Here is a 13789-nt window from a genome sequence, read left to right as displayed (position 1 = left end):
ATAATGAACAAACACACAGGATTATTGAATAAACAAAGACAAAGCCTACACCCGATCGGGTGTAGGCTTCTCTATTAATCTTCCATTGTTGATAAGTCCCCTGTTGGCAAGTCTAATTCCCATGCTTTTAGAACACGTCTCATAATCTTACCACTACGAGTCTTAGGAAGTTTTGCTCTAAATTCAATTTCACGTGGAGCCGCATGAGCAGCTAACCCTTTTTTAACAAAATTTCGAATATCCTCTTTAAGCTCTTCTGTTACTTCATATCCATCTCTAAGAGCAACAAACGCTTTAATAATTTCACCTCTTACAGGGTCTGGTTTCCCAATAACACCAGCTTCAGCTACAGCAGGATGCTCAACCAATTTGCTTTCTACTTCAAATGGTCCAACACGCTCTCCTGATGTCATAATTACATCATCAATTCTACCTTGGAACCAGAAGTACCCATCTTCATCCATATAAGCTGAATCACCAGAAACATACCAGCCTTCGATTTCGAAATAGCTATTATATTTCTCTTCATTCTTCCAGATAGCTCGCATCATCGATGGCCAGCCCTTTTTAATAGCTAAATTCCCCATACGATTAGGTGGTAATTCATTTCCTTTATCATCGATTATGGCCGCTTTAACACCAGGAATCGGTTTGCCCATTGAACCAGGACGAACGTCCATTGCAGGATAGTTACAAATTACTTGAGCACCTGTCTCTGTCATCCACCACGTATCGTGAATACGAAGGTCAAATACTTTTTTACCCCAACGGACTACCTCAGGGTTTAGAGGCTCACCTACACTTAACATATGGCGCAAGTTTGAAAGGTCATACTTCTTAACAAGCTCATCGCCTGCACTCATTAACATTCTAAATGCTGTTGGTGCACTATACCAAACAGACACTTTGTATTTCTCTAACGTTTCATACCAATCTTGAGGACTGAATCGTCCACCACGGACAACATTAGAAACACCGACCAGCCAAGGACCAAAAATTCCATATGATGTTCCTGTTACCCAACCTGGATCAGCTGTACACCAGTAAATATCATCATCTTTTAAGTCTAGCACCCATTTAGCTGTTTGGTAGTGTTGAAGCATAGCATTATGAACATGCAATACTCCTTTAGGCTTTCCTGTAGAGCCAGACGTATAATGCAAAATTAATCCATCTTCACGATCAACCCATTGAATATCAAGTTCATCGCTAGCACTATTTATACGAGTTAAGAGATTTAGGTAGCCTTCTTTCTCTTCATATGACTCGTCTACAATAAAGACAGTTTCAAGATTTGGTAAGTCATCCACCGGAACTCGCTCTAATAGAGCTGGCGTTGTGATCAGCACCTTCGCCTCACTGTCTTCTAAACGATCACGTACAGCCCCTTCCATAAACGCCTCAAACAATGGTCCAACTATGGCTCCTAGCTTGACGGCACCGAGAACCGCAAAGTATAGTTCTGGTGAACGCGGCATAAAAATAAAAACTCTATCGCCTTTTTCTACTCCTGCATCACGCAGGACATTTCCAGCCTTATTTGAATAATTCTTCATATCAGTAAAAGTATATTGCTCATCGCGCTTAGCATCACTATAGTAAAGTGCTACTTTGTTCGCTTTTCCTTCCTCTACGTGACGATCAATCGCTTCGTAAGCAAGGTTAACCTGTCCTGTTTTACTCCAAGTGAATTGAGATTCTGTTTCTTTCCAGTCAAAAGACTGGGCAGTCTGTTCATAGCTTTCTAAATTATGATTTCCCCTTACAGATGGAAGCGCTTGCAGATTCATCGTACATCTTCCTCTCTTTTATGTAGTTTCAATTTATAGTATAATACATTTAGAATATTATATCAATTTAAAATTTTAAATTTACCCATTTTTTAGGAAAAACAAACTAACACGAAAAAGACCTCTGATAATTTTTATTGACAAATCAATGGCAAATAACACCATTTGCTATTCATCATGTATAATAAAAGTGGAAATAGGCTTTATAAAGGTGGTTACATATCATGATGCATCAGAAGACATATTACTCAATGGAAGTCCCATTTCACGATCGAACATTGCTCCTTGAAGGTCCAATTCATTCTGATCTTTTACGATCTTATGATTTTCATGATGGTCTTGTAGCGTTTCGACCCCCTACCCAGCAAAAAGAAGCGTTATTAGAAATTGCTGATTTACCAGAAGGCAGAATTAATATCATTCGGGATGGGAACATGATTGTAGGATATGTTACATTTGTTTATCCAGATCCAATGGAACGCTGGTCAGAAGGAAAAATGGAAAATCTAATTGAACTAGGGGCAATTGAAATCGCTTTTGAATATCGCGGTGCTCAGTTAGGAAAAAATCTGTTACGTCTTTCCGTCATGGATGATGCAATGGAAGATTATATTATTATTACAACAGAATATTACTGGCATTGGGATTTAAAGGGCAGTGGATTAGATGTATGGGAGTATCGAAAAGTCATGGAGAAAATGATGAATGCTGGTGGCTTAGAATGGTATGCAACAGACGACCCTGAAATTTGTTCTCACCCTGCCAATTGCTTAATGGCCAGGGTAGGAAAGAGAGTAAGCCAAGAATCAATTCAGCAATTTGATCAACTTCGGTTCCAAAACCGATTCATGTACTAAGGAGGTGGGTTGTATTGATTATTGAACACATAATGAAACGAAATGTGATTACGGTTACAGAAACATCCACTATCAAAGAAGCTATGCAACTTCTTGAATACCATCAAATTCGCCATATTCCTGTTCTTAACGCACAAAAACAACTTGTTGGAATTGTTTCAGATAGTGATATTAGAGATGCAAGTCCCTCCATTTTTCACTTTACTGAACATCTTGAAGATTTTTTAAAACCGATCTCTTCTATCATGAAAAGAAATGTGATCACCGCTCACCCGCTTGATTTCGTAGAAGAAGTTTCTACCCTTTTTTATGAACATCATATTGGGTGTCTACCAATATTAGATGACGAAGAGTTAGTTGGTATTATTACAGAAACAGATATGCTCCACACATTAGTTGAATTAATGGGAGCTCACCAACCTAGTTCTCATATCGAGGTGAAAGTTGAAAATATCACTGGCAAACTCTCAGATATTGCCTCTATTTTCAAAGAATTAAACATAAGTATTACGAGTGTTTTGGTTTACCCTCATCAAGATCCAGCTTTCAAAATTCTTGTTTTCCGTATACAAACGATAGATCCTAGAAAAGTGGTTAAAGTGATTGAAGAAGAAGGATATGATGTTATTTGGCCAAGTGTGCCGGGGATGAAATAATGAAACAAGACGCCGTCTTTATCTTTTCCGATGAACAGTTAGCTTATCGTTTTAATGAGAAACATCCCTTTAATCACTTACGTCTTCAACTTACTTTTGATCTATTAAAAAGTCTTGACGCTCTTAATACAAAACAAATTCTATCTCCACGAATGGCAACGGATACAGAGATCGCGCTTGTTCATGATGAAGCGTTTATTGACGCCGTGAAAGCTGCAGGACAAGGAGCGTTAGAAGAAGCTATTGCAGCCAATTATGGACTCGGGACAGAAGATACTCCTATCTTCCCGAATATGCATGAGGCAGCAGCCTTACTTGTCGGTGGTACATTACAAGCAGTTGATGAAGTCATGTCAGGTAGAGCCAATCATGCTCTTCACCTTGGTGGTGGGTTGCATCATGGTTTTAAAGGAAAAGCTTCTGGTTTTTGTATTTATAACGATAGTTCAATTGCAATAGAGTACATGAAACAAAAGTATGGAGCCCGTGTATTATATGTAGATACAGATGCCCATCATGGAGACGGAGTTCAATGGGCTTTCTATGATGATCCAGATGTATGTACATTGAGCATTCATGAAACTGGGCGATATCTTTTCCCTGGAACAGGACAAGTACATGAAAAAGGATCGGGAAAGGGATACGGATTTTCTATTAATGTGCCTGTAGACGCGTTTACAGAAGATGAATCATTTTTAGAAGTTTATGAGACCGCTTTCCGTGAGGTTATTGAGTTTTTTAAACCAGATGTAATACTAACACAAAACGGGGCAGATGCTCATCATTTTGATCCACTTACTCATCTTTGTTCAACGATTGAGACTTATAAACAAATTCCACGAATAGCTCATGAACTCGCTCATGAATTTTGTGAAGGGAGATGGATTGCGGTAGGAGGCGGCGGGTACGATATATGGCGCGTTGTTCCAAGAGCTTGGGCCTATATTTGGTTAACGATGACAAATCAAACCGATCGTCTCGACACGTCCATTCCTAATTCCTGGATTCATAATTGGTCTGAGCAATCTATTGAAACGTTACCGGTAACTTGGCACGATACTAATATTGTTCCTTCCATCCCTCGCAAACAAGAGATTACGGAAAAAAATAGAAAAACATTAGAAAAAGCTCTTTTTCACATTCGAAATGAAAAAAAACGGTAGTCTATTAAATTTTTTAAAGGTTCAGGGCACTGAAAATGGTTGATTGTTCCCTTTTCAGTGCTCAAACTTTCAAGAGGTTTTTTCGCTAGTTTTCCATTTTTCCTTTCGCTGCCAGCGGTAAACATATTTTTTCCGAATTACCTTTATTATAAAGTTCCCTTCAATGTTCGAACGATGTTTGACACAAGGAGATGTGACTGTTCACTTGCCAGGACCGTAAATTCTTGAAAGTTGACTGATGCTTCTCCATTTGCTTTATCTGACATGGACCGGATAATCACAAAAGGAACGTCATTCATCGCAGCGACTTGTGCAACAGCTGCCCCCTCCATTTCTACACAAGCAGCTGTGAACTCTTCACGTAAGCTTTGAACATACTTGTGATCTGCAATAAATTGGTCGCCACTCACAATCCTACCTTGAACGATACGCCGATCAGGTAAGGCTTTCGCTGCTTGCACTGCCATTTGAATGAGTGTTTCATCAGCTTGAAAATCAGATGAACCGTTAAAATAAGGGATTTCTCCTTTTTTAAAACCTAGTGGTGTAACATCAAGGTCATGTTGCATTGCACTCGTTGAAATGACCAAATCACCCACATCCAATGAATCATCAACAGCTCCCGCGACCCCTGTAAATAGCAGATGACTAATTGTAAACTTATCAATTAAAATTTGGCTGGTGAGAGCAGCATTCACCTTGCCTACCCCACACTTACAAAGGATGAGGTCTTGCCCATTCATCTTCCCCTCATAAAAAGTAACCGTTGCAAAAATATGGGTTTCCACAATCTCCATTTCGGTTTTCATACGTTCTATTTCTTCATTCATTGCACCTATGATTCCAATTTTCACTATTTAACCTCCTAAAACCATAAAAAAATGACTACCATGATAAAAAGAGTAGCAATCACAATATACCGTACTGAATAAACAATAGCAAAAATCATTCATTTTCGGGATATTGTGACTGCAAATATCATCATGGCAATCATTCGTTATAGTTATTCACTTAAAATGTTTCTCCATCTTCAAGGCTAGGATCGGATATAACGATCACAACTCGTCGATTTTGCTGTAAATTCTCAACCGTTGTATTAGGAACAACTGGACGAGTATCTCCATAGCCTGTTGCAATAAAACGGTCTGGTTCTAAATCATGTGTATCAATTAAAAAACGGATAACGCTACTTGCTCGCGCTCCAGACAGTTCCCAGTTCGAGGGATAGCGATAAGTCGAGATTGGACGACTATCCGTATGTCCCTCCACCTTTACGATGTTTGGTATCGCAACAAGTAATGTCCCGACTTTGCTAAGAAATGGTTCCGCGTCTGGAAGTAATTCAGCCTCCGCTGTTGCAAAAATGGTTCTTTCTTGCAAAACAAGTACAACTCCCCGATCATCTCTTGTTGCAGAGATTAATTCAGTCAGTTCATTTTCTTCAAGAAATTCATTTACTTCATACAGTAACTCATCCATAGCAGCGTCTTGTTCATCTCTCGTAGTTTCCTCGCTACCGAATACTCCTTCTTCAAACGGATCCTTTCTTACTTCGCCTTGTTCTTGGCTTGGGTTATCAAACTCAATCGCTGAAGGCATATATTCAAAGATTTGTCTTTGATTAAAAGAATCCGCAATTGCCCTAAACTTTTGAGCATCCACGACGGACATCGAGAATAAAAGAATAAAAAATACCAAAATTAGTGTCATAAGATCAGAGAAAGTGACCATCCATTTTGGTGCACCTTTATCTTCTTGCCGTCTCTTACGATGCAACATTTTCTTCACCTAACACATCTTCATCTTGGTTGTCATTTTTCTTTGCAGTAGAGAAGGCACTTAGTTTTTCTTGAAGTACTTTTGGATTTTGTCCAGATTGAACCCCAATAACCCCTTCTATAATAATCTGCTTTACGAATATTTCTTCATCTGTTTTGTTTCCTAGTTTAGTAGCCATAGGTAAAAAAACTAGGTTAGCAAGCACTGTCCCATAAAGGGTTGTTAATAAAGCAACAGCCATATTAGGTCCAAGAGTAGCGGGATCATTTAAATTTTGTAACATGAGAACTAGACCAACAAGAGTTCCAATCATCCCCCAAGCCGGTGCATATTCTCCAGCTTTCTCAATGATGGCTCGTCCCTTACGATGCCTCTCTTCCATTGCTACAACTTCTGCCATCATAATATCTTTTATTACATCTGGCTCAATTCCATCTACCGCTAACAGTACTCCTTTTTTTATAAAAGGGTCTTTTACTTCATCCAAACTCGCCTCAAGTGCTAGTAAGCCTTCACGACGTGCTCTTGATGATAAATCAACAAATGTATCAATCAGTTGATGTAAATCATGATTCTCTGTACGAAATGCTTCCCCTAAAACTTTCGGAACCAATTTTAATTCAGCTAAAGAAAACGTAATAACAATGGCTGATATAAGACCTCCAAATACGATAAGAACTGATGCAATCTGAATAAAGTAAATAAATCCAGATGGCCCAGAGTTTGAGAAGACAGCCAATAGGATAACGATGATTCCTATCACGATTCCTATTGGTGTCATAATATCAAATTTTTTCATAATCCTCTCCCTGAGGGGCGCGATACTCTCTTGACCACTACACTTCATTCTCGAAACATAGTCATCTATGTTTGCTTATTACGTATTCGTGTTCTGAGATCTTGGTTCAGCGTCCCATTATGATTTCGTTGATTGTCTAAATTCGATTCTGTGAGGGAGCACTACGACTTGGTCCGTCACTTCTTCTTTGTTCATTAATTTCGTTAATAAACGCATAGAAACAGCACCAATGTCATACATCGGTTGAACAACTGTTGTAAGTGTTGGTCGAACCATTGTTGCAAGACGAGTATTATCAAACCCAATTACTTCGAAATCATCTGGGATTGAAAATCCGTGGTCTTGAGCTCCATGAATAACACCTAAAGCCATTTCATCAGTGGATGCAAAAATAGCTGAAGGCTTATTTTCTAACTCTAAAAATGACTCCATTGCGTCTATTCCTGAGTCATACGTATAGTCCCCAATGACAACTAAGTCCTCTTCAAAAGAAAGACCAGCTCCTTCAATTGCCTCTCTATATCCTAGGAACTTTTGATAACCATTAACAGGGTCATCTAACGTTCCTGAGAGCATCCCAATACGAGAATGTCCTTGTTCAATGAGATGAGAAATAGCATCATAAACAGCTTGTCTATAATCAATGTTTACCGAAGGAATCTCTTCGTTCGCATCAAGTGTAGCGGCTAACACGATTGGGACTGGTGAGCGTTTAAATTGAACAACATGTTCTTCTGTAATATGACCACCCATAAAAACAATTCCGTCTACTTGCTTTTCAAGTAACGTATTGATTAAATGGATTTCCTTTTCTTGGTTTTGATCAGAGTTACAAAGGATGATGTTGTATTTATACATCGTGGCAATATCCTCAATCCCCCTTGCTAATTCTGCAAAGAAGATACTCGAAATATCAGGGATGATCACCCCGACAGTTGTTGTTCTCTTACTTGCTAGACCTCTTGCTACTGCATTGGGACGATAGCCTAACCTCTCAATTGCTTCAAGTACTTTCTTTCTAGTTGCGGGTTTTACATTTGGATTTCCATTAACAACACGTGACACGGTTGCCATTGAAACTCCTGCTTCTCTTGCTACATCATAAATAGTTGTATTCACTAGGATCCTCCTCAGTTTTTGAAAATAAACTTATTCGTTTTCATGATTGTATAGTTATCATACGATACTATGAAGAGGTCCGCAATGTCCTACAGTACTTATATCGACATCCTTCATGAAATTTTCATAGTATGTGTAAAAAAAAATACATTTTTTGCGGTTTTTCGCCTGTTTCTTTACAAAAGAAAGAGAGGCTATCTCTGAAAGTTCCTCCACCCTTACCAGACTCCATAATGTACACTTAGACGAGCATACTATATATGGTGGACTTTGGGATTGAACTTTATTAGAGACAACCTCTCTATTTTGAATTACCCTTTATATAATCCTGAAGCAAGCAAATCATCAATAAATTTATTAAATTGAGGAATATCCATTTGTTGAGCAGAATCTGATAAAGCTACAGCCGGATCTGGATGTACTTCTGCCATAATAGCATCGGCACCAATAGCGAATGCAGCCTTGGCTGTTGGAAGTAACAAATCACGACGCCCAGTAGAATGTGTCACATCCACTAATACTGGCAAATGAGTTTCTTGTTTTAAGATTGGAACAGCTGAAATATCTAACGTATTTCTAGTCGCTGTTTCATATGTGCGAATTCCGCGCTCACATAACATTAAGTTTGTATTTCCATTTGCTACAATGTATTCTGCAGCATGAATGAATTCTTGAATCGTCGCAGATAAGCCTCGTTTTAGTAAAACTGGCTTATCTACTGCTCCAGCAGCTTTTAGTAGTTCAAAATTCTGCATGTTACGTGCACCAATTTGAATAACATCCAAATATTCTACAGCTGTTTCAATATCAGAAGGATTTACGATCTCACTGATCACAACCATATCAAGTTCATCTGCCACTTGTTTTAAAATCTTAAGGCCTTCTAGCCCTAACCCTTGGAAATCGTATGGTGATGTACGAGGTTTAAACGCTCCTCCTCGTAACAATTTAATTCCACGTTCTTTCAATGCTTTGGCAACTGTTAATACTTGTTCGTAGCTTTCAACCGCACATGGCCCCATAACAAGACGTTGCTGTCCATCTCCCATCATGACACCCTTTAAATCAACAACCGTATTTTCTGGTTGCTTTTTACGAGAAACAAGCAATGCTTTACTATTGTCTTCTTCTTGTAACTCAAGGCTCGCTTTGAAGATTTGCTTAAATAAATGTTGTAAAGTAGCCGTCTCAAATGGTCCTTTATTATGCTCCGCAATGTGATCGAGCATGCTACGCTCTCTCACCGGATCGAATCTATTTACACCTTGTGAACTTTTTACTTTTCCAATTTCTTGAACAAGACGAGCTCGCTCATTGATTGTTTCAAGAAGCTTTAGATTTACCTCGTCTAATTCTGTTCTCAACACATCTAATTTGTCGTTACTCACTGCTCTCCACTCCCTCTATATGCCTCTTTTGTATTTGTTTTTTATTATATATGAAAATTCAGAGAATGTCACGAGTTTTCTTTAACGCTTTTAAGCTTTTATGCTTTTATGCAATAAAGCAACTAGTCTAATAGTTTGTGCTTACGTTTCTACATATTCTTTAGTAAAATATAGCTATTATATATGGGAAAACGATTGATTTTCAACAAATGCTTCTTATTCATGAAGGGGATAAATCACTGTCGTCATAACTCCCACTAAGTATAAGAAATGAAAGGGATACCGCCACAGGTCATTTTTGAATTGTGGCGGTACCCCTTATCTAAGACTTCTCTATTCATAATTGTTATTTCGCTTGAGCAGCTTTTTCTTCTTCTTCAAGCTTAGCTTGAATGTCACTCACTTCTTGTTTGACTGTCTCTGCAATTTCTTCTCCAGATTGTTGTACATCTCCAGCCAGATCTTCAACAATTTCACCAGCTGCATTAGCTGTATCCTCAGCTTCAGTTTTTAAATTGGTCGTTGCTTCCTTCACCTTTTCAACCACTTGAGCTGACTGATCGGAAACCACTTTAGCGATAGAAGAAGATTTTTCTTTAGCGTAAGTAGCCCATTCATTTCCTTTGTCGTAAGCAGTGGAAGTAAATTGGTTTGTTTTATCACGGGCAATTTGAGCTTGCTCGTTAATATCACTACGAAGTTCTTTTCCTGATTTAGGAGCTAAAAACAATGCTGCCGACGCCCCTACAATTCCCCCAATTAATGAGCCAATTAAAAAGTCCTTTGTGTTCATGCTATTCTTATCACTCATAATCTTTCTCCTCCTTTAGATTCGCTTTCTTCTTTTTTTTGTTTGAATTTCGAATATAAATCAATTGCAACATTGCCCCATTGTACGGCTTTGGCAATTTGATCCGACTGTTTAACAACTTGGGATGAGACTGTATCAGAAACGTGTCTGATGGACTTATTCACTTGCCCTACTGAGTCACCAAGTTCCTTCACCGATGAAAAAACCGTATTTAATGATTCCGATTTCTCTTGAAGATCATCTGCTAACCGATTTGTACGATGTAGCAATTCTTCTGTCTCCCTAGTAATTCCATTCACTTGTTTTTCCAGTCCAGCCATCGTATTAGCAACATGATCAAGAGTACGGTTTGCTGATTTCAATGTTCGGACAAGATATATGACTAACACTGCAAAAGCAATGGCAGCTACTAGCGCACTTATGTACAATAAACTTTCCATTATAGATCTTCACCTCCTTGATAACTACGATCTATAATTCGTATTACCCACAATCCTATTATGTTAAACGTCCTTTCTTTACATTTATTCGCGATCATTGTTAGAACTCCTGCTTCTTTTCATAATTACTGTTATGTTTTCCCATAATCGTATACAATAAGAAAGTGAATGTATAAGGAGGAATTTGAATGAGAGACCCTAGAATTCAAGTATTAGCCAAAAACTTAATTACCTACTCGGTCGAATTACAAAAAGGAGAGAAAGTATTAATAGAAAATTTCGGACTTCAACGCGAGCTAGTTACGGCCTTAGTTCAAGAAGCTTATAATGCCGGTGGATTTCCATTCGTCTTATTAAAGGACCACCAGGTAGATCGCTCATTATTAATGGGAGCACAAGAGGAACAACTTGCGATGATGGCCACTTTTGAAGCTCAAGTGATGAGTGAAATGGATGCCTATATAGGACTACGTGCTGGAGATAATATTTCAGAACTAGCAGACGTACCTAGTGATAAAATGGCGTTACATGGAAAAACAGTAGGTACAAAAGTTCATCGAGAAATTCGTGTTCCTAAAACAAAATGGGTTGTTTTACGCTACCCTAGTTCATCTATGGCACAGTTAGCCAATACTAGTACCGAAGCATTTGAAGATTTTTATTTTAACGTTTGTAATTTAGATTATAGTAAAATGGATCAAGCGATGGATTCCTTAGTTTCCTTGTTAGACCGCACCGATAAAGTACAACTTAAAGGACCTGGTACAGATTTAACATTCTCTATCAAATACATTCCTTCCATTAAATGTGCAGGAAAACGAAACATTCCAGATGGAGAAGTGTATACAGCGCCAGTTCGCGATTCTATTAATGGAACGATTACATACAACACACCTTCCCCATATCAAGGATTCACGTTTGAAAACATTTCCTTTACTTTTGAAAATGGTAAGATTGTCGAAGCTACTGCTAATGACACGGAACGAATTAACAAAATCCTCGATTCAGATGAGGGAGCTAGATTTATTGGGGAGTTTGCTATAGGAGTCAATCCATACATTCAACATCCAATGAAGGACATTTTATTCGATGAAAAAATTGATGGCAGTTTTCATTTTACGCCAGGCCAATGCTATGAGGAAGCCTCCAACGGTAATAACTCAAGCATTCATTGGGATATTGTTATGATTCAAAGACCTGAATATGGCGGAGGAGAAATATATTTTGACGACGTACTGATTAGAAAAGATGGCCGTTTTGTCCTGCCAGAATTAGAAGCATTAAATCCTGAGAACTTAAAATAAAAAAAGAAGGGTGACTTGACTTATATTTACGTCAAGTCACCCTTCTTTGCGTTGAAAAATCTTTAAAGCGTACTCTCATATGCTTGCTGGAACTTTTGAATATCTCCTGCCCCCATAAAGAGAAGAACACTATTTTCATGATTTTTAAGTACTTCAATCGAGTCTTCCGTTATGAGCTTCGCATTCGGGATTAAATCTTTTAAATCATTAATCGTCAAAGTGCCTGCTTGCTCTCTTGCTGAACCAAAAATATCGCATAAATACACGAAGTCAGCTTGCTTTAAAGACTCGGCAAATTCATTGATAAATGTTTTTGTCCTCGTAAACGTATGAGGTTGAAAAATAGCTACAACATTGTGATCAGGATACTTTTGCTTCGTAGCCTCAATCGTTGCTGCAATTTCTGTCGGATGGTGAGCATAGTCGTCAATTAGAACTTGCTTATCAACTACTTTTTCCGTAAAACGACGCTTTACACCTTTAAATGTTTTTAGATGAGTTGCGACGACTTCAGCCGGTACATTTTCATAATGGCATAGTGCAATAACAGCCAACGCATTTAGGACATTATGTTTCCCGTATCCCGGAATCGTAAATGACCCGTATAAACTATTTCGCACAAACACATCGAAATGAGTTCCTTCCGGTGTCGTTTCAACGTTACGAGCTTGAAAGTCGTTATCATCATTATAGCCGTAATAAACAACCGGTACATTAGCATGAATGCCTTGTAAGTGCTCATCATCTCCGCAAGCAACGATTGCCTTCTTCACTTGCATCGCCATTTCCTGAAAAGCAGAAAAGACATCTTGAACATCTTTGAAGTAATCAGGGTGATCAAAATCAATATTTGTCATAATACAATAATCAGGCTTGTAATTTAAAAAGTGACGACGATATTCACAGGCCTCAAAGGCAAAATATGTGGAATCTTCTTCCCCTTTACCTGTCCCATCACCAATAAGGTAAGATGTTGGGAACGCTGAGCCTAAGACATGTGCTAATAAGCCTGTTGTTGATGTCTTACCATGAGCACCTGTAACCGCAATACTTGTAAAACGTTGAATAAATTCACCAAGAAACGTTGGGTATGGCTTTACTTCAATTCCTAGTTCGTGTGCTCTTTGTACTTCTTCGTGATCATCGCCATAGGCAGCCGATACAATAACTTGCTGATCACTTTTAATATTGTTACGCTCGAACGGTAACAAATTAATTCCTTTTTGTTCAAGAGGACGTTGCGTAAAAAATTGCTTCTCCACATCTGACCCTTGAACGTGTTCATTCATATCATGTAAAACTTGAGCTAGTGCGCTCATTCCAGAACCTTTTATACCGATAAAATGGTAATTTGTCATAGTTGGACCTCCAAAATTCACATGGTTTTCTTGCGTCCAATGGTGGCAGTACAATTGTTCAAAAAAGATTCATTCGTCGCGATAAATAGACCCTTTAAACATTTGCATTGCTCCATTATATCAGAAAACGACGCTAGCACCAATTCGAGCCGTTCTTCTGCATTCACCCCATAGTATATGATAGAACGCAAAGAAAAGACCCAATTAAGTAGAGGGACTGTTTTAAAACTTCTTTCTGTCCCTAAAACACTTTAAATTATCATATGTACTCCAATAATAAACGTACATAAACGCTCGAAAGGACGAGGCTGTTCTATGAACAACC

13 protein-coding genes are annotated in these 13789 nt (G+C 38.4%); 4 read left to right on the top strand and 9 right to left on the bottom strand.

The window, feature by feature from the left end; translation table 11 throughout:
• Nucleotides 1-74: 74 nt before the first annotated feature.
• The gene (gene acsA / locus N0O92_RS03935) at nt 75-1790 is read right to left on the bottom strand and encodes an acetate--CoA ligase (RefSeq protein WP_315613319.1); all 1716 of its coding nucleotides are present in this window, start codon (nt 1788-1790) and stop codon (nt 75-77) included.
• A 224-nt stretch (nt 1791-2014) separates the two neighbouring features.
• Here acsA and N0O92_RS03930 point away from each other — a divergent pair, with 224 nt between their 5' ends.
• From N0O92_RS03930 to N0O92_RS03920, 3 genes are read left to right on the top strand one after another with little or no spacing between them, the layout of a single operon-like run.
• Nucleotides 2015-2647 (top strand): N-acetyltransferase, encoded by a 633-nt coding sequence (locus tag N0O92_RS03930; protein WP_315613318.1) that lies wholly within the window; start codon nt 2015-2017, stop codon nt 2645-2647.
• 14 nt (nt 2648-2661) lie between these two features.
• Nucleotides 2662-3303 carry an acetoin utilization AcuB family protein gene (locus tag N0O92_RS03925; protein WP_315613317.1) on the top strand — a complete coding sequence of 214 codons (642 nt, stop codon included), beginning with the start codon at nt 2662-2664 and terminating at the stop codon, nt 3301-3303.
• Nucleotides 3303-4466 (top strand): acetoin utilization protein AcuC, encoded by a 1164-nt coding sequence (locus N0O92_RS03920; protein WP_315613316.1) that lies wholly within the window; start codon nt 3303-3305, stop codon nt 4464-4466. The genes N0O92_RS03925 and N0O92_RS03920 overlap by 1 nt, the downstream gene beginning before the upstream one ends.
• Nucleotides 4467-4612: 146 nt before the next feature.
• Here the strand turns inward: N0O92_RS03920 and N0O92_RS03915 are convergent, their stop codons facing one another.
• The 7 genes from N0O92_RS03915 to N0O92_RS03885 form a co-directional block, all read right to left on the bottom strand.
• A complete protein-coding gene (locus N0O92_RS03915) occupies nt 4613-5320 on the bottom strand; it encodes a 5'-methylthioadenosine/adenosylhomocysteine nucleosidase (protein WP_315613315.1) in 708 nt (235 codons plus the stop codon).
• A gap of 157 nt (nt 5321-5477) precedes the next feature.
• Nucleotides 5478-6245, bottom strand: a complete 768-nt coding sequence (gene motS / locus N0O92_RS03910) for a flagellar motor protein MotS (RefSeq protein ID WP_315613314.1) — start codon at nt 6243-6245, stop codon at nt 5478-5480.
• Nucleotides 6232-7044, bottom strand: coding sequence for a flagellar motor protein MotP (gene motP / locus N0O92_RS03905; RefSeq protein WP_315613313.1), 813 nt, complete (start codon nt 7042-7044; stop codon nt 6232-6234). Before motP ends, motS begins: the two co-directional genes overlap by 14 nt.
• A 117-nt stretch (nt 7045-7161) precedes the next feature.
• Nucleotides 7162-8163: a catabolite control protein A gene (gene ccpA, locus N0O92_RS03900; protein WP_315613312.1), complete on the bottom strand. Its 1002-nt coding sequence runs from the start codon at nt 8161-8163 to the stop codon at nt 7162-7164.
• A 311-nt stretch (nt 8164-8474) separates the two neighbouring features.
• A complete protein-coding gene (locus N0O92_RS03895; protein WP_315613310.1) occupies nt 8475-9551 on the bottom strand; it encodes a bifunctional 3-deoxy-7-phosphoheptulonate synthase/chorismate mutase in 1077 nt (358 codons plus the stop codon).
• A gap of 346 nt (nt 9552-9897) precedes the next feature.
• On the bottom strand, nt 9898-10362 hold the full coding sequence (locus N0O92_RS03890) for a YtxH domain-containing protein (protein ID WP_315613309.1): 465 nt from the start codon (nt 10360-10362) through the stop codon (nt 9898-9900).
• Nucleotides 10359-10802 carry a DUF948 domain-containing protein gene (locus tag N0O92_RS03885; protein WP_315613308.1) on the bottom strand — a complete coding sequence of 148 codons (444 nt, stop codon included), beginning with the start codon at nt 10800-10802 and terminating at the stop codon, nt 10359-10361. Before N0O92_RS03885 ends, N0O92_RS03890 begins: the two co-directional genes overlap by 4 nt.
• Before the next feature lie 188 nt (nt 10803-10990).
• On the opposite strand from N0O92_RS03885, the gene N0O92_RS03880 reads away from it, so the two are divergent.
• Nucleotides 10991-12106, top strand: coding sequence for an aminopeptidase (locus N0O92_RS03880; RefSeq protein ID WP_315613307.1), 1116 nt, complete (start codon nt 10991-10993; stop codon nt 12104-12106).
• 62 nt (nt 12107-12168) lie between these two features.
• On the opposite strand, the gene murC is transcribed toward N0O92_RS03880, so the two are convergent.
• Complete coding sequence (gene murC / locus N0O92_RS03875) at nt 12169-13464, bottom strand: UDP-N-acetylmuramate--L-alanine ligase (RefSeq protein WP_315613306.1); 1296 nt, start codon at nt 13462-13464, stop codon at nt 12169-12171.
• Nucleotides 13465-13789 lie beyond the last annotated feature (325 nt).

The organism is Alkalihalobacillus sp. MEB130 (assembly GCF_032335535.1).
GTDB lineage: Bacteria > Bacillota > Bacilli > Bacillales > Bacillaceae_D > Halalkalibacter.
Note: the sequence above shows the minus strand (reverse complement) of the source record. Positions and strands in the feature narration are given on the sequence as shown.